This window comes from Stenotrophomonas sp. 169, from assembly GCF_014621775.1.
Classification (GTDB): domain Bacteria; phylum Pseudomonadota; class Gammaproteobacteria; order Xanthomonadales; family Xanthomonadaceae; genus Stenotrophomonas.
Map to the genome: position 1 here is coordinate 3331630 of NZ_CP061204.1, position 19973 is coordinate 3351602.

The 19973-nt window shown below is 66.7% G+C and carries 18 protein-coding genes; 6 read left to right on the forward strand and 12 right to left on the reverse strand.

Features of this window, described 5'->3' with window-relative positions:
* The first annotated feature begins 329 nt into the window (after positions 1-329).
* From ICJ04_RS14560 to ICJ04_RS14575, 4 genes are all read left to right on the forward strand, one after another.
* Positions 330-1469 (forward strand): glycosyltransferase family 1 protein, encoded by a 1140-nt coding sequence (locus ICJ04_RS14560; RefSeq protein WP_188324910.1) that lies wholly within the window; start codon positions 330-332, stop codon positions 1467-1469.
* A complete protein-coding gene (locus ICJ04_RS14565; protein WP_188324911.1) occupies positions 1450-1989 on the forward strand; it encodes a phosphatase PAP2 family protein in 540 nt (179 codons plus the stop codon). Before ICJ04_RS14560 ends, ICJ04_RS14565 begins: the two co-directional genes overlap by 20 nt.
* Before the next feature lie 62 nt (positions 1990-2051).
* Positions 2052-2789 carry a UDP-2,3-diacylglucosamine diphosphatase gene (lpxH, locus tag ICJ04_RS14570; protein WP_188324912.1) on the forward strand — a complete coding sequence of 246 codons (738 nt, stop codon included), beginning with the start codon at positions 2052-2054 and terminating at the stop codon, positions 2787-2789.
* A 64-nt stretch (positions 2790-2853) separates the two neighbouring features.
* Positions 2854-4317: a DUF2235 domain-containing protein gene (locus ICJ04_RS14575; RefSeq protein WP_188324913.1), complete on the forward strand. Its 1464-nt coding sequence runs from the start codon at positions 2854-2856 to the stop codon at positions 4315-4317.
* Between the two features lie 61 nt (positions 4318-4378).
* Here the strand turns inward: ICJ04_RS14575 and ICJ04_RS14580 are convergent, their stop codons facing one another.
* The 7 genes from ICJ04_RS14580 to ICJ04_RS14610 all read right to left on the reverse strand — a co-directional run bounded on the left by ICJ04_RS14580 (position 4379) and on the right by ICJ04_RS14610 (position 13004).
* Positions 4379-5257, reverse strand: coding sequence for a ferritin-like domain-containing protein (locus ICJ04_RS14580; protein WP_188324914.1), 879 nt, complete (start codon positions 5255-5257; stop codon positions 4379-4381).
* Positions 5258-5289: 32 nt separating this feature from the next.
* Positions 5290-6756 carry an amidophosphoribosyltransferase gene (gene purF / locus ICJ04_RS14585; RefSeq protein ID WP_188324915.1) on the reverse strand — a complete coding sequence of 489 codons (1467 nt, stop codon included), beginning with the start codon at positions 6754-6756 and terminating at the stop codon, positions 5290-5292.
* A 68-nt stretch (positions 6757-6824) separates the two neighbouring features.
* The gene (locus ICJ04_RS14590; protein WP_188324916.1) at positions 6825-7589 is read right to left on the reverse strand and encodes a CvpA family protein; all 765 of its coding nucleotides are present in this window, start codon (positions 7587-7589) and stop codon (positions 6825-6827) included.
* A gap of 40 nt (positions 7590-7629) precedes the next feature.
* Entirely contained in the window at positions 7630-8661 is a 1032-nt protein-coding gene (locus tag ICJ04_RS14595) for an SPOR domain-containing protein (RefSeq protein WP_188324917.1), read from the reverse strand.
* A 61-nt stretch (positions 8662-8722) separates the two neighbouring features.
* The gene (folC, locus tag ICJ04_RS14600) at positions 8723-10024 is read right to left on the reverse strand and encodes a bifunctional tetrahydrofolate synthase/dihydrofolate synthase (RefSeq protein ID WP_188324918.1); all 1302 of its coding nucleotides are present in this window, start codon (positions 10022-10024) and stop codon (positions 8723-8725) included.
* 27 nt (positions 10025-10051) lie between these two features.
* Positions 10052-10693, reverse strand: a complete 642-nt coding sequence (locus ICJ04_RS14605) for a histidine phosphatase family protein (protein WP_188324919.1) — start codon at positions 10691-10693, stop codon at positions 10052-10054.
* Between the two features lie 148 nt (positions 10694-10841).
* Positions 10842-13004 carry a S46 family peptidase gene (locus ICJ04_RS14610; protein WP_188324920.1) on the reverse strand — a complete coding sequence of 721 codons (2163 nt, stop codon included), beginning with the start codon at positions 13002-13004 and terminating at the stop codon, positions 10842-10844.
* Positions 13005-13182: 178 nt separating this feature from the next.
* On the opposite strand from ICJ04_RS14610, the gene tdh reads away from it, so the two are divergent.
* Positions 13183-14217, forward strand: a complete 1035-nt coding sequence (gene tdh / locus ICJ04_RS14615; protein WP_188324921.1) for an L-threonine 3-dehydrogenase — start codon at positions 13183-13185, stop codon at positions 14215-14217.
* Positions 14218-14331: 114 nt separating this feature from the next.
* Here the strand turns inward: tdh and ICJ04_RS14620 are convergent, their stop codons facing one another.
* Positions 14332-15024, reverse strand: coding sequence for a TorF family putative porin (locus ICJ04_RS14620; protein ID WP_188324922.1), 693 nt, complete (start codon positions 15022-15024; stop codon positions 14332-14334).
* A gap of 198 nt (positions 15025-15222) precedes the next feature.
* On the opposite strand from ICJ04_RS14620, the gene kbl reads away from it, so the two are divergent.
* Positions 15223-16425 (forward strand): glycine C-acetyltransferase, encoded by a 1203-nt coding sequence (gene kbl / locus ICJ04_RS14625; RefSeq protein ID WP_188324923.1) that lies wholly within the window; start codon positions 15223-15225, stop codon positions 16423-16425.
* 86 nt (positions 16426-16511) lie between these two features.
* Here the strand turns inward: kbl and ICJ04_RS14630 are convergent, their stop codons facing one another.
* From ICJ04_RS14630 to ICJ04_RS14645, 4 genes are all read right to left on the reverse strand, one after another.
* Entirely contained in the window at positions 16512-16766 is a 255-nt protein-coding gene (locus tag ICJ04_RS14630) for a hypothetical protein (protein ID WP_188324924.1), read from the reverse strand.
* Positions 16767-16853: 87 nt separating this feature from the next.
* Positions 16854-17666 (reverse strand): pseudouridine synthase, encoded by an 813-nt coding sequence (locus tag ICJ04_RS14635; RefSeq protein WP_188324925.1) that lies wholly within the window; start codon positions 17664-17666, stop codon positions 16854-16856.
* A gap of 19 nt (positions 17667-17685) precedes the next feature.
* A complete protein-coding gene (locus tag ICJ04_RS14640) occupies positions 17686-18201 on the reverse strand; it encodes a hypothetical protein (RefSeq protein ID WP_188324926.1) in 516 nt (171 codons plus the stop codon).
* 229 nt (positions 18202-18430) lie between these two features.
* A complete protein-coding gene (locus ICJ04_RS14645; RefSeq protein ID WP_188324927.1) occupies positions 18431-19531 on the reverse strand; it encodes an OmpA family protein in 1101 nt (366 codons plus the stop codon).
* Between the last annotated feature and the right edge of the window lie 442 nt (positions 19532-19973).

Consider the following 19973-nt stretch of genomic DNA (forward strand, 5'->3'; position numbering starts at 1 on the left):
CCCGCTGCGCTCGCCGACCATGGGTCGGCGCTACCGCTTTGCTTCTTTTTTCATACGCGGCGGGCGGCCACGGAACCTGTCAGGGGCCGGGCGGTGGGGCTGGGCGGGGGCGTTGAGCGCCATGGATGGCGCGAAACGAGCGCTACATGGACGTACTTGTGCGCGTCCCCCGCACAGCCCCACCGCCCGGCCCAGCGTCAGATGCGGCTTTCCAGCCCGCCGCGAGGGGGTCCAACCCGTTCGACCCACCACCCGTCATGCGACGGTCGCAATGCGGTCACGGCAGGGACATGGCCAGCGCACAGCATGCCCACAAACGGGAGAGCCCCATGCGCTACGCGATCGTCACCGAGACCTATCCTCCGGAAGTCAACGGCGTGGCCCTGACCGTGCAGGGGCTGGAACTGGGCCTGCGCCAGGCCGGGCATGAGGTGGACCTGATCCGGCCTCGCCAGGTGGCCGACAGCGCGCCGCTGGACGGGACGTTCCTGGTGCCCGGTGCGGCCCTGCCGCGTTACCCCGGCCTGCGCTTCGGTCTGCCTGCACCGCTCCGGTTGGGGCGCCATTGGCAGGCACAGCGCCCCGATGCGATCTACATCGCCACCGAAGGCCCACTGGGCTGGTCAGCGCTGCGCTGCGCTCGGCGGCTGGGCATCCCGGTCGCCACCGGCTTCCATACGCGCTTCGACGAATACCTGCCCGACTACGGCGTGGCCTGGTTGCAGGCCGCTGCGCTGCGCTGGATGCGGCGATTCCATAACCAGGCGGACGCCACCCTGGTGCCCACCCGCGAGCTGCAGGAGTTCCTCACGGGCGAAGGCTTCGAGCGGGTTCGCCTGCTGGCCCGGGCGGTGGACAGCCAGCAGTTCGATCCGGCCAAGCGCGACCCGGCGCTGCGCGAAGACTGGGGCATCGACGGTACGGGATTCGCCGCCATCTACGTGGGGCGCATCGCCGCGGAAAAAAACCTCGGCCTGGCGGTGAAGGCGTTCCGGCGCCTGCAGCAGCTGCGTCCGAAAGCGCGCTTCGTGTTCGTCGGCGACGGGCCGGCGCGTGCCAAGCTGGCCCATGAGAACCCAGATTTCCTGTTCTGCGGCGTGCAGCGCGGCGAAGCGCTGTCGCGTCACTTCGCCAGCGGTGATCTGTTTCTGTTTCCCAGCCGCAGCGAAACCTTCGGCAACGTGACGCTGGAAGCCATGGCCAGCGGCGTCGCCACGGTCGCGTTCGACTACGGTGCGGCCCGCGAGTACCTGCGCAATGGCGAGAACGGGGCCTCGGTGGACACCGACGAGCAGTTCATCGAGGCGACGCTGCGACTGGCAGGCGACGATGCACTGCGCCGGACGTTGGGCGGCCAGGCCGCACGGGACATGAAACGCCTGCATCCCCAGCATGTTGTCGCTGAGTTCGATGCCCTGCTCGCCGAACTTGCCCACGCCCGGAGGCTCCATGCGCACCACGCCGCTTGATCTGTTGCTCGGCCGCGAGACCCGCTGGTGCCGGCGGGCCAATCTTTACTGCCGCCGTCGCCGCATCCGCTCCGTGTTCGCGTCGATCAGCCGGCTGGGCGATGGCGTGTTCTGGTATGTGCTGATGGGCGCGCTGGTGCTGGTGGACGGCATGGACGGACTGCGCGCCAGTACCCACATGGCGGCGACCGGACTGGCCGCCCTGCTGCTCTACAAAGGCCTGAAGCGCTGGACCCGGCGTCCGCGTCCGTACAAGGCCGACCTGCGCATCCGCGCATGGGTGGCGCCGCTGGATGAGTTCAGTTTTCCGTCCGGGCACACGCTGCACGCGGTGTCTTTCACCATCGTGGCGCTGGCGTACTACCCGTGGCTGGCACCGCTGCTGGTGCCGTTCACCCTGTGCGTGGCGGCATCACGCGTGGTGCTCGGACTGCACTACCCGAGCGACGTGTTGGCGGCGACCGGCATCGCCGGGCTGCTGGCGTGGGCCAGCCTGGCCTGGTTGCCGCTGTCGGTGTAGACGCACACCGGCTCCTGCGGGCATCCACTTCACGATCCAGCCACCGACGGTAGAATGACGGCATGACTACGTTGTTCATTGCCGACCTGCATCTGGATGCCAGCCGTCCGGCCATCACTGACCTGTTCCTCGCCTTCCTGCGCAAGGAGGCCATGACGGCCGACGCGCTGTACGTCCTGGGTGACCTGTTCGAGGCCTGGATCGGCGATGACACGCCCTCGCCTGCTGCGGATGCGGTGGCCATCGCGCTGAAAGCAGTGGCCGATGCCGGGGTCCCGGTCTACTTCATCCGGGGCAACCGGGACTTCCTGCTCGGCGAGGCCTATGCCGCGCGCGCGGGCATGCGGATACTGCCCGACCCCTGTGTGATCGATCTGTACGGCAAGCCGGTGCTGCTGCAGCACGGCGACCTGCTGTGCACCGATGACCTTCCCTACCAGCAGTTCCGTGCGCAGACCCGCGACCCGGCCTTCCAGGCGCAGTTCCTCGCGCAGCCGTTGGCGGCGCGCATTGCCTTCGCGCAGAAGGCGCGTGATGCCAGCCAGAGCCGGCAGTCGGAGATGAAGCAGGGTGACCGCGCGCAGTTCGAGACCGTCACCGATGTGGCGCCGGATGAAGTGCAGGCGACCTTCGTCCGCTACGGCGTGAGTACGATGATCCATGGCCACACCCACCGCCCGGCGGTGCATACGTTAGACGTGGGAGGACACCCATGCACCCGCATCGTGCTGGGTGACTGGTACGAGCAGGGGTCGGTGCTGCGCGTCACCGCGGGTGAGATGGCGCTGCAGCGCCTGTAATCCCGCTGGCGTTGAAGTTCCCTCCCGCGCGGCGCCGCGCTACTGTCGCGGTACGGAGGGGTCAATGATGAGCAACGACGGACACGCGCAGGCAGGCCTGCTGACGATCGGCCTGTTCTTCGATGGCACGCGCAACAACGCCCACAATCTTTCCCTGCGCCCCGCTGCGGCGCGTGCCCCGCCCACCGCGCTGCCGGCCAACCTGCGTGCGGATGATGCCTCGCCTTACAACAGCCGCCTCACCAGCAGCTTCGACAACGGTCTGACCAACGTCGCACGCCTGCATGCGCTGTATCCCGATGGACGGCACGCCGATGCCATCACCCCGAGCGTTGCGCTGTACACCGAAGGCACCGGTACCCGTGATGGCCAACCCGATGATCTGATCGGCTTGGCGTTCGGGGTCGGCGCGACGGGGGTGAAAGCCAAGGTCCGTCGCGCGCTGGAGACGCAACTGCCCACGGCGCTGGCGCAGCTCGCCGGGCGCTGGACCGCACCGGTGCAGGCCATCCGGGTGGACTTGTTCGGGTATTCGCGCGGCGCCGCTGCTGCACGCGATGTCGCCAACCAGATCGCGGGCTGGGATGCCGCGCACTGGCTGGGCCTGCTGCGCGAGGCCGGGCTGCGGGTGGATCCGGCGTTCGCGCTGCTGCGTCCGGTGATCGGCTTCATCGGTCTGTTCGACACCGTGGCGGCCATCCGCGGGCGGCGTACGGAGCAGCCGCCGCGCCTGTCCCTGCCCACCGGCATCGCCGGCAAGGTGCTGCAGCTCGTCGCACGCGATGAGCATCGCCACCATTTCGCCTTGACCACGGTGGCGCCGGAGCACGAAGAGCGGCTGCTGCCTGGCGTGCATGCCAACATCGGCGGCGGTTACGACCAGACTGAAGAAGGGCCGAAGCTGCTGACCCGGCCGCGCAGCGAACAGGTGCGACGGCATCCATTTGCCGATTTCGCCACGCCGGATCTGGCGTGGCTGCAGGCCACGGCCAGCCACCAGCGCGCCGAGCAGGCGGCTGCACGGTGGCGGCAACAGCTGCAACTGGATGCACGCACGATCTGGGTGGATACCTGGCACCAGTGGCTGCGCCAGCGCCAAGCGGGCAGCCGCAGCGCCCTGCCCACGCCAACCTTGTATGTGTACTCGGCCGTTGTGCTCAAACGTCCCATCGATTGGCGCTACCAGCTGGTGGCGCTGCGCGTGATGCATGCCCGCGCGGCGGCGGCGGACGTGCGCTGGGCGCGTTCGCCAGAGGACGTGGCGGCGTGGGCGCTGCCGACGGAACTGGACGGCATCGCCGCGACGCTGTTGCGTGGAGACCACCTGGATGCAGCACAGGAAACGCTGCTGAAACAGCGCTACGTGATGCAGTCCGCGCATTGGAACTTCGATGCGCTGGGAGACACCGCGCTGACCTATGCCGCCGATGCGGGAGTGAGCGAATTGCCGTACCGCCCGGGCCCAGGTCTGTTCTATATCAACCGGCCAACTGACGACGGCAAGCGCGTGGTGTTGCGCAACGCATGAGGCGCATACGCGGGGTGGGGGCGACGTACGCGGCCGGCACTCCGCCGAGCGTGGCTCGGCGCTACCGGGATAGCGGGTCTGGTAGCGCCGAGCCATGCTCGGCGAGCGCAGCGGGTTTCCCGACGTGGTCGGCCTGCTCGATCAGGTTCGCCAGCTCATCCGCATCGAAGCCCGCCAACAGGCGCGCTTCGATGTTGAACGGGCCATGCAGGTAGCCGCCGGCATATTCCTGCAGCAGTTCCTTGAAGCGCGAACGCGGCTCGACGCCTTCCTTCTCGCAGTACCAGCGGTACCAGCGCGACCCCGCGGCAACATGCGCCACTTCCTCGCGCAGGATGATCTCCAGCACGTCGGCGGTTTCATCGTCACCGGCCGCACGCAGCTTTTCCATCATCAGCGGCGTGACATCCAGGCCGCGCGCTTCGAGCACGCGCGGCACCAAGGCCATGCGCGCCAGGCCGTCGTGGGCAGTCTTTTCGCACATCTGCCACAGGCCGTTGTGCGCGGGGAAATCCGCATAGTCGTGGCCATTGGCCAACAGCCGCTCGCGCAGCAGCATGAAATGCCGCGATTCGTCGTCGGCGCAGCTGACCCAGTCGGCATGGAACGCAGCAGGCAGGCCCCGGAAGCGATACACCGCGTCCCAGGCCAGATCGATCGCATTGAGCTCGATATGCGCGATGGCATGGATGAACGCCGCGCGCCCCGCGCTGCTGCCGAGGCGCCGACGCGGCACCTCACGCGGCAGCACCAGCTGCAGGTGCGCCGGCCGACCCGGCATGCGGATCGGCGCCGGCGGTGCCGCATCGGCAGGGACCTTCAACGCACCCCGACGAAACGCGGCGGCGTACGCTTGGGTCAGCGCGACCTTGCGCAGCGGATCGGCCTCGGCCAGACACTGCTGCGCAGCGCGCAGCAGGTCACCGCCGACGTCGGGCATGCCGGTGCCCTGCAGATCCTCCGCCGTCACGTTCAGGCGCGGCGCATGTGCTTGGCGTCGTCCGAGCGCAACTGCTGGATGCGTTCGAAGTAGCCCGGCTCGATACCGGTCGGGTAATGCCCGTTGAAGCACGAGGAATCGAAGTTCTGCAGCGCCGGGTTGCCCTCGCGCACTGCCGCTTCCATGTCTTCGATGTCCTGGTAGATCAGCCAGTCGCAGCCCAGGTGCGCTTCGATTTCCGCCACGCTGCGGTTGTGCGCGACCAGTTCTTCGGCGGCCGGCATGTCGATGCCGTAGATGTTCGGGTAGCGCACCGGCGGTGCCGCGCTGGCCAGGTAGACCTTGCGCGCGCCGGCATCGCGCGCCATCTGCACGATCTGCTGGCTGGTGGTGCCGCGCACGATCGAGTCATCGACCAGCAGCACCACGCGGTTGCGGAACTCCAGGTGGATCGGGTTGAGCTTGCGGCGCACGGACTTCACGCGCTCGCCCTGCCCCGGCATGATGAAGGTGCGGCCGATGTAGCGGTTCTTGATGAAGCCTTCGCGGTACTTCACGCCGAGCGTGTTGGAAATTTCCAGCGCGGCATCGCGTGAGGTATCGGGAATCGGAATGATGGTGTCGATGTCGTGATCCGGGCGCAGGCGCAGGATCTTCTCGCCCAGCTTGATGCCCATGCGCATGCGCGCCTTGTGCACCGACACGTTGTCGATCATCGAATCGGGACGAGCGAAGTACACGTACTCGAAGATGCACGGGGTGTGCTCGGCCGGCTCGGAGCAGATCTCGGAGAACAGCTCGCCGCGCGCGGTGATCACCAGCGCTTCGCCCGGCTGCACATCGCGGATGCGCTGGAAACCCAGCACGTCCAGCGCGGCGGATTCGGAGGCCACGATGTATTCATCGCCTTCGGCGTGGCTGCGCTTGCCCAGCACCAGCGGACGGATGCCGTGCGGATCGCGGAAGGCCACCAGGCCCAGCCCCAGCACCACGCTGACCACGGCGTAGCCGCCCTTGCAGCGACGGTGCACGTGGGACACGGCACGGATCGCGGCTTCCGGCGTCAGCTGGCGCTGTGCATCCAGTTCGTAGGCGAACACGTTCAGCAGCACTTCGCTGTCCGAATCGGTGTTGACGTTGCGGCGGTCCTGCTCGAACACCTGGCGACGCAGGTCTTCGGTATTGATCAGGTTGCCGTTGTGGGCCAATGCGATGCCATACGGCGAGTTGACGTAGAACGGCTGCGCTTCGTCCATGCCCTCCGACCCGGCGGTCGGGTACCGCACGTGGGCGATGCCGACGCGCCCTTCCAGCGTGGACATGGTGCGCGCGTCGAACACGTCGCGGACCAGGCCATTGGCCTTCTGCACACGCAGGCGGGTGCCATCGACGGTGGCGATGCCTGCCGCGTCCTGGCCACGATGCTGGAGGACGGTCAGGCCGTCATAGAGCTGCCCGGCGACGTTCTGGTTGCCGACGATTCCGACGATGCCACACATGTTGCGTTATCTCCGCTGGGCGTTGCCCATCTACAGGGATGTTGGCCGTGCCTGGCCGGGGAGCCGCCTCACGGGACAGCGGCAGGATCTGGACGCTCAGGCGCCGACTCGATGTTCGCGGGCAGTGCCGGGGCGTTCGCGGACTCGCTCGCCGCGCCCCTGGCCGGGTCCACGTTACGCGGCCATCCGCGTCCCGCCACCACCTCGCCGAGGACGCCATTATCGCCTGTCGCGGTCGGCTTTCCCAACAGGCTCTGCATAGAAGGTGACAAACCGTCCTTCGGCAGGGACGGCAGCCCGGACGGCACCAGACCGTCAAGCGATGACGGCATGCCCTTGGGCACCATGCGCTCGAGGTTCTGCATCGGCCGCGATACGTCCGGCAGCTGCGCATCCATCCAGCCCACCACGGGCTGCAGTGCGCCACGCAGGTAGGACTGCTGCCATACCGGTTCAGCCGTGAGTGGGGTGAATGTGGCCATCAGCAGCAGTACGGCACTGATGAACCCACCGCGGACCAGGCCCAGCGCGCCGCCAAGCATGCGGTCGGCGCCGCCCAGCAGGGCCATCCGCAGGCCGGTGCGCAGCAGCATGCCGAGTACCGTCACCACCACCAGCACGGCCACGAAAACGGTCACGTAGCCCCCGACGAGATGGCCGTTACCGGGTGCCGCCGGGGCCGACCAGAGATGGGCGACCGGATTGCCGAACTGGAAGGCAGCCCACCCGGCCAGCAGCCAGGACAGCGTGCCCACGACGATGCCGACGAAGCCGCGCACGAACCCGAGCAAGGTGGAGATGGCGATCAGCGCAGCCAGCACGATGTCGATCATGCGATCGGGTTCCTGCAGGCGGGGCGCTGACGGTCCGTCATCAGGGGTGCGGTCTGACCATGCCGGCCACACCGATGCGGGAAGCCACCTGGGCCTTCAACTGATCGGCCTCGGCACGGCTGGCGACCGGACCGACACGTACCCGGCTGAGGGTGCCCTTGTCGGTGCGCACCTGGTCGACGATGGCGCTGAACCCTGCAGCGCGCGCCTTGTCGCGCAGCGCATTGGCGTCGGCGGTCTGCGCAAAGGCACCCAACTGCACCGCGAAGCCCACGCCATTGGCGGCAGGCGCGGCGGGCGCTTTCACTTCCGGTGCGGCGGCAGGCGCTGCCGCCGGCTTGGCAGCCGGCTTCGGCTCGACCTTCGCGGCGATGGCCTTGGTCTCTGCGGCAGGCGTTGGCGCCGGCTTGGGAGCGGGCGGCGGCGTCGCGGCGGAAGGGGCCGTTTCCGGCAAGGCCTGCGTCTGTACCGGATTGCCCGCCAACGGTGCGGTGGTCGCTGCGGCAGCCGGCGCCCGCGCGGCCGCCGTGGCGGCTGCCGGGCTGTCAGACGCTGCATCCAGCGTGACCACCTCAGCGCGAACATCGCTGCGGATCTTCACTGCCTGCAGGCGCGCCGACTCGGCCTGGGCGCGGTCGGCGAACGGGCCGACACGGACCCGCCAGGCCTGCTTGCCACTGATGGTGGTCTGTTCACTGAAGCCCGGCAGCTTCGCGCCCTTCAGGTGCGCGATCACCGCATCAGCATCAGCCTTGCTCGCATAGGCGCCAAAACTGACGGCAAAATCGCCCGCGGCAACGGCCGGGCTGGTATCGACGACAGGCGGCGCACCCGTGGCCGCTTCCTGCAACGGCGCAGCGCCGCCCAGGCCACTGTTGCCACCGGTGGGGGCGGCCAGGGGCAGCTCGCGCGTTTCAAACTGCGCATTGGCAGGCGCACCGGGCACCTCCAGCGGCACGCTGTCAGCGGTGCTGTTGCGGGCAGGGCCGGTCACCAGCATCGGCAGGAAAATCACGGCGAGGGCCACCAGGACGATGGCACCGATCAAACGCTGTTTCAGGGACGTATCCACGGATGGCAGGCAACAGGTGGGAACTGCCGATGATTATACGGCCGCGCGGTGACGCGGCGTCTCAGATGGCTGAATGAGCGCGTTCGGCGTGCTCAAACCACTGCAGCGCCTCGGCGGCGGTGTGGAACGAACCGAACACCAGGATGCGATCCTGCGCACCCGCCAGCGCGGTCACCTGCTGCAGCGCATCGGCCACGCGGGGCGCCTGCGCGGCATTGGCGGCAGCGGTGTCGGCCAAGCGGCCGGCCAAGGCGCCGGCGGATTGTCCGCGTGCGCCGTCCAGCCCGGCCAAGGTCCAGTGCGTCACCACCTCGCTCAGCGCCTGGACGACGCCGACTGCATCTTTGTCCTGCAGCGCTGCATAGACGGCAAACGTCTGTCCGGCAACGGGCATGGACGTCAGCGCGCGGGCCAGTACGGCGGCGGCCTGCGGGTTGTGGCCCACATCCACCAGCACCGTGGCGCCGTTGTGTTCGACTGCCTGCAGGCGGCCACGGATGCGCGCTGCTGCAACGCCTTCAGCGTACGCACTGCGCGGCAACGGCAGGCCGTCCGGGCGATCCAGCGAACGCAGGGCGGCGATGGCGGCACTGGCATTGGCCAGTTGCACGGGGCCGGCCAGCGCCGGCATTGGCAGCTGCAGACGTACCGCGACGTCGCGCCATGCCCACTGGCCGTCTTCCAACACTTCGCTGAAATAGTCGCTGCCGGCGCGGATCGCATTGGCGCCGATCAGGTAAGCCCGCCGCAGCACGCTGGACGGGGGATCGATCTCGCCCAGCACGGCCGGCTTCCAGGCCCGCAGGATGCCGGCTTTTTCGCTGCCGATCGCCTCGCGCTCGCTGCCCAGCCATTCGGCATGGTCGATGTCCACCGTGGTGATGACGGCCACATCGGCGTCGATGAGGTTGACCGCGTCCAGCCGCCCGCCGAGCCCGACCTCCAGCACCGCCAGGTCCAGCCCGGCCTGCGCGAACAGGTGCAGCGCGGCCAGCGTGCCGTATTCGAAGTACGTCAGGGTGGTCGCGCCACGGGCTGCCTCGACGGCTGCGAAGGCCGCCACCAGCGCGTCATCGCTGACCTCTTCGCCGTCGATGCGCACGCGCTCGTTGTAGCGCAGCAGGTGCGGCGAGGTGTAGGCCCCGGTCTTCCAGCCTGCGGCACGCGCGATGGCCTCGATGAAAGCGACCGTGGAGCCCTTGCCGTTGGTGCCGCCCACGGTGATCGTGCGCGTGGCAGGTGCGCCCAGCTGCATCGCCGTGGCGACGCTGCGCACGCGCTCCAGCCCCATGTCGATGGTGGCCGGATGCTGGCGTTCAATGTAGGTCAGCCAGTCGGCGAGCGTAGTGGGCAGTGCGGTCACGGTGGGACGTCCAGTTCAGTGCAGGTATCAGAGCGCGCGGTGCTTGGCTTCGCCGAAGAACGGCGTGTGGTGGGCGCAATCATTCATGCGGACCACCTCCAGCTGTTCGATGTCCGGCCCTTCGAGCAGGTTCAACGTGGTCGGTGCCTGACGGAAGCTCCACAGACGGCTGATCGGCAGCCCGAGGATGCGGCACAGGATCACCCGGTTCACCGCGTCGTGCGCGACCACCAGCAGGGTGTCTTCGTCGCCAAGGCCTTCGGTGGCACGGGCCAGGCCACGCCAGCTACGGTCCAGCACCAGGCGCAGCGACTCGCCGCCGGGCATCAGCACGGTGTCCGGCTCTTCACGCCAGGCGCGCAGGCGCGACGGATCTTTCTCATGGATTTCGCTGGCCAGCAGGCCTTCCCACTCACCGTGGGCGATTTCCTGCAGGTCCGGCTCGGTCAGCAGCATGTCGGCACGGGCACCGAGGGCAAGCTGTGCGGTGTGCTGCGCACGCGACAGCGGCGAGGCCACCGCGCGGGTGATGTCGATTGACTTCAGGCGTTCACCAAGGGCTTGTGCCTGGGCCTCACCGATCGGCGACAACGGGATATCGATCTGGCCCTGGTAACGGCCTTCGGCGTTCCACGGCGTTTCGCCATGACGGGCAAGCAGGATGCGCATGCGGATTTGACGTCCTTGGGGGGAGGAGGTCCGACGTTCGTTCACGTCCTGTGAAAGCACGCCGGAGCGCCATGATACCTGCTCTGCTTGAATGCAGGCCGCGCGCGACAGGCGGGCGGATCACCAGGATCCGCCGCGCCCTTCCCGGTTACTGCGCCAGGTTCAGTTCTTTCAGCAACTGCGGCGCTGGCGCCACTTCCTGCATGATCCACTGCATGTAGCGGCTGTCCACGGCGATCATGCGGGTCATGATCGGATCGAACACCCAATTCGAGCTGACCGACTCCCAGTTGCCATCGAAGGCCAGCCCGACCAGCTTGCCGTGCGCGTCCAGCACCGGCGAACCGGAGTTGCCGCCGGTGATGTCCAGGTTGGACAGGAAGTTGACCGGTACCGAGCCCAGCCGCTTGTCTTCCAGACCGCCGTAGCGCTTGGCCTTGACCGCGTCCAGCAGGGCCTTGGGCGAGTCGAACGGGTCTTCGCCGGTTTCCTTGGCGGCCACGCCTTCCAGGGTGGTGAACGGGGTGTAGTTCACGCCGTCCTTGCCGTAGCCCATCACGTTGCCGAAGGTGATGCGCAGCGACAGGTTGGCATCGGGATAGACGAACTCGCCCTGGCTCTTTTTGTAGTCCGCCACGGCCTGCAGGTACAGCGGACGCGCGCTCAGCGATTCGCCTTCACGGGTCTTTTTCTGTTCTTCCTGCTTGAGCAGCGCGGGCATCACCGCCACGGCGTACTGGATGGCCGGATCGGTGCTGGACTCGAACGCGGCGCGGTCGGCCTTCAGCCACTTCAGGCGCTCATCCAGGCTACCCAGGCGGGTGCCGCCCAGCTTGCCGACCAGCGCATTGACCGCGCTGGCATCGCTGCCGGCCAGCCACTGGTTCAACACCTCGTTGTCGCGCTGCGCCGCCGGCAGGGCCACGTACTGGCTCAGCCAGTACTGCTGCAGCTGCTGGTCCATCTTGGCTACGTAACGACGGTCCATCTGGCGCACGCCGCCTTCGATGGTCGGCAGATCGCGCTGCTGGTAACCCACTTCGCGCTCGGCATCCGGCTTGCTGCGCTCGATGGCGGTGCGGTACAGGGTGATGGCCGATCCGACGGCGGAGGTGCTGTTGAACTGGTTGACGAACAGGTCACGCTCGCGGGTACTGCGGCCGGCTTCCAGGTGCTTGATCAGCTGCGCATGCGCGGCCAGTGCCGGCTTTCCTGCGGTGCCCTGCTTCTTCAGCCACGCCAGCACCTCCGCCTCTTCGGCCTGTTTCTGGCCGGCCGCATCGATGCGCTTGAAGCCTTCCAGCTGACCGGCGTAGTTCTTCGCTACGTTGTTCATGCTGGCGGCGGTGGCGGCGTACTTCACCTTGACGTCGGCATCGGCCTTGCCGGCATCTTCGATCAGCTTCAGCACCGCGTTGTAGTGCCGGGCGATGGTCGGGTAGGTCCAGTCGGCGGTTTCGTTGAACTCGCCGGCCAGCGCATAGCGGTTGGTGCGGCCCGGATACCCGGCCACCATCACGAAGTCATCGGCGCCCAGCGGCTGGTCGGCGAACTTCAGGAAGTGCTTGGGCTGGTAGGGCACGTTGTCGGCCGCGAAGGCTGCCGGCTTGCCGTCCTTGCCGACATAGGCGCGGTAGAACGAGAAGTCACCGGTGTGGCGCGGCCACATCCAGTTGTCGATGTCGCCGCCGAACTTGCCGACGCTGCCCGGGGGCGCGTAGACCAGGCGTACATCCTTGATTTCCAGGTTGCGGAACAGCTGGTAGGTGTTGCCACCGGAGAAGCTGTACAGGCGGCAGCGGAAGCCGTCGTCGGCCTCGCACGCGGCAACCTGGGACTTGTCGAAGGCCTCCAGCGCGCGGGTGCGCGCCAGGGGGTCCTTACCGGCGGCGGCGATGGCGGCTTTGGCCTGCGCGGTGACGTCGGTGATCTGGTCCAGCACATACACGCGGGCGTTCGGGCCCGCGCTCAGCTCATCGCGGGTCGTCGGCGCATTGAAGCCGTCCTTGATGAGGTTCTTTTCGGCCGTGGAGTTCAGCTGGATGGCGCCATAGGCACAGTGGTGGTTGGTGACCACCAGGCCCTGCGGGGAGACGAAGCTGGCCGTGCAGCCCCCCAGCGCCACGACCGCGCCCATCGGGTCGCCGGTCAGGTCGGCCAACTGCTCGGCCGACAGCTTCAGCCCCGCCTTCTGCAGGGGGCCGGCGATTTCCGGCAGCTGCTGCGGCACCCACATGCCTTCGGCGGCATGGGCGACCTGGACCAGGCCAAGACTGGCGACGATGGAGAAAGCGAGCAGATTCGAGCGCATGCAGCGGCCCTTGGAGGATTGAACCGTCGATTCTAGCCGCCAACCTGCCCGGCGAAGACGCCCGGAGGTCATGGGTGCCGCCCTGCGGACCCGCGCCAGCCAGCCCGCGCTGCAACATGGCGCAGCGCGCGACCGCTTTATAATCCGCGCCATCTTTCCCCCTGTGAGTTCCGCCGCCATGGCACAAATGATGAAGGCGCTGGTCAAGCGCGAAGCCGCCAAGGGCATCTGGCTGGAAGAAGTGCCGGTGCCGGTGCCGGGTCCGAACGAGGTGCTGATCAAGCTGGAGAAGACCGCGATCTGCGGTACCGACCTGCACATCTACCTGTGGGACGAATGGAGCCAGCGCACCATCAAGCCCGGCCTGACCATCGGCCACGAATTCGTCGGTCGCGTCGCCGCGCTCGGCAGTGCGGTGACCGGCTATGAGATCGGCCAGCGGGTATCGGCCGAAGGCCATATCGTCTGCGGCCATTGCCGTAACTGCCGTGGTGGCCGCCCGCACCTGTGCCCCAACACCGTCGGCATCGGCGTCAACGTCAATGGCGCGTTCGCCGAGTACATGGTGATGCCGGCCAGCAACCTGTGGCCGATTCCGGACCAGATTCCGTCCGAACTGGCGGCGTTCTTCGATCCCTACGGCAACGCGGCGCACTGCGCGCTGGAATTCAACGTGATCGGCGAGGACGTGCTGATCACCGGCGCCGGCCCGATCGGCATCATCGCCGCCGGTATCTGCAAGCACATCGGCGCACGCAACGTGGTGGTGACCGACGTCAACGATTTCCGCCTGAAACTGGCCGCCGACATGGGCGCTACGCGCGTGGTGAACGTGGCCAACCAGTCGCTGAAGGACGTGATGAAGGACCTGCACATGGAGGGCTTCGATGTCGGCCTGGAAATGAGCGGCAACCCGCGCGCGTTCAACGACATGCTGGACTGCATGTACCACGGCGGCAAGATCGCCATGCTGGGCATCATGCCGCGCGGCGCAGGCTGCGACTGGGACAAGATCATCTTCAAGGGCCTGACCGTGCAGGGCATCTACGGCCGCAAGATGTATGAGACCTGGTACAAGATGACCCAGCTGGTGCTGTCCGGCTTCCCGCTGGGCAAGGTGCTGACCCACCAGCTGCCGATCGATGACTTCCAGAAGGGCTTCGACCTGATGGAAGAAGGCAAGGCCGGCAAGGTCGTGCTCAGCTGGAACTGATCGGACGCGCGAAGCGCGCCGATCACTCCAGCCGCATGAAAAAAGGCGCCCGCAAGGGCGCCTTTTTCGTTGTGCATGACGTTCGCTGCAGCTGCGCCCGCAGGCGCCGCGTGCTTACTTCCCGATGGCGACCGTGAACACCACGCGGTTGTCGGCCAGGTCGCCGTTGTTGTCGCGGCCTGCACCGTCGGTGCCGTGATACCCCAGGCCCAGGTTGAACAGGCCGAACTGGCGGCTGACGCCGATGTTGAAATCGGTGTAGTCCTTGCCGTAATTGGTTTCAAGCGAGGTGCGGCCGACATTGGCGGCCAGGGTGACGTCCTGCGGCAGCGCCCACTCACCGCCCACGGCGTAGTACCAGCTCTTGGTGTCCGAACCCGACAGGTCGTTGGTATAGGCCACGGTGAGCTTGTACTGCTCGGCGAAGGTGGTGGTGGTGATCAGCTCGTTGTAGTTGAGCTCGCTGGCACCGGGATAGGTGTAGCGGTTGAACAGCACATCGAAATTGACGTTGTCCGATACATCCAGACCATACCCAATCAGGAAGTCGACCTCGGTGCTCGGGTCGCCCGGCCCGAAGTCCACACCCGACCCCCACACACCGGCATAGAGACCGACCGGGCTGGTGTAGGTGAAACCTGCCTGCAGCGTCGGGTCTTCATCCGTCTGCGAAACGCCACGGAAGACGTAATCGGACACGGCGGTGACGTTCCAGCTGTAGGGCGATTCAGCTTCCTGGGCGCTGGCGGCGAATGAGGCGAGGGACAGGGCGGCAGCAGCGGCAAGACAACGAACGGCGTGCTTCATGGGCGTCTCCGGGGGGGGCGATGGCGGGAGGAGGGACATGGGGCGTGGCGCGGACCAGTGGTGGGAAAACAACCGGTTCACGGTTTTTTAACCTGTTTGATATTGCAACGCAACACGTGCGTGATCCAGCCCCGACCGCCGCTACCGGGGCGAGGCAGGTAAAATCCCGGTTTTCCTGTGTTGAGCCGCGCCGCTGCCATGACTGAATCTTCGTCCGACCTGACCCGCCACTACACCGACGAACTGGATGCCATCCGCGCGCAGGGCCTGTTCAAGTCCGAGCGCATCATCACCAGTCCGCAGTCGGCGGAGATCACCCTGGCCGACGGCCGCACGGTGCTGAACTTCTGCGCGAACAATTATCTGGGCCTGGCCGACCACCCCGACCTGATCCAGGCCGCGAAAGACGCGCTGGACAGCCACGGGTTTGGCATGGCCTCGGTGCGTTTCATCTGCGGCACCCAGGATCTGCACAAGCAGCTGGAAGCGCAGATCGCCGGTTTCTTCGGCAAGCAGGACACGATCCTGTATGCCGCGTGCTTCGACGCCAACGGCGGCCTGTTCGAGCCACTGCTCGGCGAACATGACGCGATCATCTCCGACAGCCTGAACCACGCTTCGATCATCGATGGCGTGCGCCTGTGCAAGGCCAAGCGCTTCCGCTATGCCAACTGCGACATGGCCGACCTGGAAGCCCAACTGCAGGCCGCTGACGCTGCGGGCTGCCGGACCAAGCTGATCACCACCGATGGCGTGTTCTCGATGGACGGCTTCATCGCGCCGCTCGACGAGATCACCGCACTGGCACAGAAGTACGGCGCGCTGGTGCACATCGACGAATGCCATGCGACCGGTTTCCTGGGCAAGACCGGCCGCGGCTCGGCCGAGGTCAAGGGCGTGCTGGACAAGATCGACATCATCACCGGCACGCTGGGCAAGGCCATGGGCGGCGCACTGGGTGGTTTCACAACCGCCCGGGCCGAAGTGATTGAACTGCTGCGCCAGCGTTCGCGTCCGTATCTGTTCTCCAACTCGCTGCCACCGCACGTGGTGGCCGCCGGCATCAAAGCCTTCGACATGCTGGCCGCCGCCGATGACCTGCGCGAGACCTTGGTGAGCAACACCACCTATTTCCGCGAGCAGATGGTCGCTGCCGGATTCGACGTGAAGCCGGGCGTGCATCCGATCAGTCCGGTGATGCTGTACGACGCACCGCTTGCGCAGAAATTCGCCGAGCGCCTGCTGGAAGAAGGCATCTACGCGATCGGATTCTTCTTCCCGGTGGTGCCCAAAGGCCAAGCGCGCATCCGCACGCAGATCAGCGCCGCCCACACCCGCGCGCACCTTGATCGTGCCATCGACGCCTTCACCCGCATCGGCCGCGAACTCGGCGTGATCTGACCCGACAAAAAGGGGACGGAGGGGATTAAGTCGTTTTCGGCCTGCGATGCGGCCGAAAACGACTTAATCCCCTCGGTCCCCTTTTTTTACCTGGAGATCCGGATGCCGTTGGCTTTCATCCAGGCGTCGAAGTCGTCGGCGGACAGGGTCTTTTCGCCGTCGGTCATCGTGAAACGGTAGCTGCCGCGGGCGTCCAGGTCGGGCACGGTGATGGTCACCACGTCGTCAGTCGTCAGGTCCGGCGCTTTGACCCGCTCTTTCTTGCTGCTGCACGCGGCCAGCAGGCCCAGGGGCAGCAGCAGCGCGGCGGTTCGAATCAGCGGGGTGCGGTGGCGGTTCATGCGGTGACTCCTGTTGCAGGGTATGCGAATAGCCGGGCGCCCCCCTGCGCCCGACACGGGGCCGACGTCGCGCGCCGGCCGCGGGTCTCAGCCCGGAACCACGACGGCCTCCAGTTGCCGCCGATCTTCTTGCTGCAGTTGTCGCCACTGGCCTTTGGGCAGGTCGCCGAGCACCAGCCCGCCGATGCCGGTCCGCACCAGCCGCAGCACCTGCAGGTCAAACGCCGCCAGCAGGCGACGGATATGCCGATTGCGCCCTTCTTCGAGCACCACTTCCAGCCAGGCCGTCTTCTCTCCCGTGCGCAGCACCTGCACCGCGCGCGCGGCCAGGAACTCGCCGTCGTCGTCGATGCCTGCACAGAACGCCGCCAGCATCGACGCATCGGGAATGCCATCGACCTGCACGTGATAGGTCTTGTCGGGGCCGGTGGCCGGATCCATCAGGGCCGCAGCCCACTGCGGGTCATTGCTGAAAAGCAGCAGGCCCTCGCTGGCCTTGTCCAGCCGTCCGACCGGGGCCAGCCACGGCAGGCCGGCGCCATCGAAGCAGCGATACACCGTGTCGCGCCCCTGCTCGTCCTGGGCAGTCGTGACCAGCCCACGCGGCTTGTTGAGCATGAGGTAGATGCGCGGCGCGGCATCCAGCGGCTGGCCGTCCACCTTGATGTGGTGGCGGCCGGCAAGGATCGGAAACTCCGGGTCATGGACCACGCGCCCATCCACGCTCACGCGTCCGGCGGCGATCCAGCGCGCGGCCTCGGTGCGTGAGCACACACCGGCCTTGGACAGCACACGCGCCAACCCATGGCGCACGCCGCCTGTAGTGGCAGCGGATGTCGCACGCCCACGCGGTGCGTGGGTGCGGGCAGCGGGGGTGGCAGGCGGGCGTCGTGGCCGCATGTCCTGCTCCCCTCCGTGCTTACTTCTTGTCGACCGGCTTGGTCTCGGCAGCCGCTTCCACCGGAGCAACCGGGGCGACGGCGGTGGCAGCAGCCGCACGCGGCTTGACCACGCGCACACCGCGCGACTTCATCCAGGCGTCGAACTCATCGGCGGTCATCCGCTTGCCGTTCTGGCTCATGTCAAAGCGCCAGGGCGTGTTGTCGAACGCGGTCTGCGGCTTGTAAGCCGCCGGATCGTTCGGCTTCACTGCCGGCGCGCTCGGCATGGCATTGGCGACGTTCTGGCAGCCTTCGATGCGCAGGCGCTGCAGCACACTGTCCAGCGACTGGGTCTGTTCGTAGGTGCTGGTCAGCACGCCAGCGGGCATGCCCAGCTGCGAACTACGGGTAAACAGCTCGCTGGCTACCGGCGCGATGGCCGTAGCAGGCAGCGGCAGGGGCGCCGCGCTGGCACCGATCGAGCAATCGACGGCGGCATGGGCAGCGGGAACCAGGGCCAGCGCCAGGACGGCGGCCGATGCAGTGCGCAGCATGAGGAGCATCCAGAAAGGAGGTAAGTGCGCCGAGTTTAACAGCGACACAACGGCTTTCAAGATCCTACATTCAATGAATACGGCAACTTGTTGGTTTTTTTGCGGTTTTCTGACGAATGGTGGTGCAGGAGCCAGCGCAGGCGAACCGACCTGCCGCTGCGGACCCCACAAACAACAAGACCCGGCCGAAGCCGGGTCCTGCTGTGTCTTGCCGGTGAAGCGTCAGAACTTAGTTCTGGACGTTCAGCTCGGTACGACGGTTCTTCGCACGGCCTTCCGGGTTGTCCGAACCATCAGCATTGGTGTTCGGAGCAATCGGGCGGCTCTCGCCATAACCGATCGGGCCGGTCAGACGCGACGCCGAGACGCCGTTGGAGGTCAGGTAGTTGTACACAGCGGTAGCACGACGCTCGGACAGCTTCTGGTTGTACGCGTCGGTACCCTTGGAGTCGGTGTGACCAGCGACTTCAACGCGCAGATCCGGGTAACGGGTCAGGATCTGCGAGGCTTCGCTCAGGATCGCAACCGCGTCAGGACGCAGGTTGGCCTTATCGAAGTCGAAGTTCACGCCCTTCAGATCGATGGAGACCGGCACCGGGCAACCGTCCGGACCGATGGTCTGGCCAGGCTGCGAATCCGGGCACTTGTCGTCGCAGTTGTTGACGCCGTCACCGTCGTCATCCAGGTCGGCGCAGCTCGGAGCAACCGGGGCCGGAGCCACGACTGCAGCGACCGGAGCCGGTCCCAGCGGAATCACGACGCCGACCGAAGCCAGCACGTCGCCGAACCAGTCTTCCGACGGAGCAGCGGTGCTCTTGTCGTCGAAGTCAGCGCGGTAAGCCACTTCGGCACGCACGGCAACGCGCTTGTCGAAGGTGGTCTGCAGGCCGACACCGGCCTTGGCGGCGAAGTTGCCGTCCTTACGCTCGTTCGGACCGTTCACGCTGGTGGCAGCCGACTCTTCTTCCGACTTCTGGTAGCCCAGGCCGAACAGCAGGTACGGGTTCCAGCCACGGCCTTCCTGGATGAAGTGGCGACGCAGGTCAACGGACGCGCCGTACTGCGACCAGTTCAGGTCCTGGTTGGCATCGAAGTTCGGGTTCTGGTAGTTCAGCTCACCGTCGAGCGACCAGTTCGGGCTGATGAACTTGCCCAGGCCCAGGGTCACGAACGGAGCATCGTTGGTGGTGCGGTCGCTGTCCTGGAAGTTGAAGCCAGCCGAACCGGTCAGGTACCAGCGGTCGTCAAATTCCTGGCCGGACTGTGCGGATGCAGCCTGGGCGAAAGCCAGGCCGCCCAGCAGCGCGGCGGTAAGAATCTTCTTGTTCATTGAGTACAGCTCCTATATCGGGGGTATGAAACCGGTAGAGGCATGGGCCAGCACTACGACAGCCGATTCAGCACGCCACCGCCGCGAACATTATGCTCAGGCGAGTGAAGGTCATGTTAACAGTCCCGTAACATGTGAAACCGGGTGCCGGGCCTCTACCGGACCGGCGGTTGCACCCTATACAGGATCATGAAAAACCGCAACAGGCAGGCAGGGCAAGGGTTTTCCCGAGCTTCAGGGTTGCAGCGGGGGATTCTGCCTTCCCAGGATGTCAAGCGTTCAGCGCGCAGGCGGTGCGGTGAGGAACTTTATCGCGCGCTTGCAGCTGAACCGTGTTGCGGTGCTGATCACGTCCAATCGACGCGCCAGTTCACATTTGTCAGGCGCGCTGCGTCCCGTTCTGTGATGCGTTTTGCTTGGATTTCCGCGGCATGCACGCGCA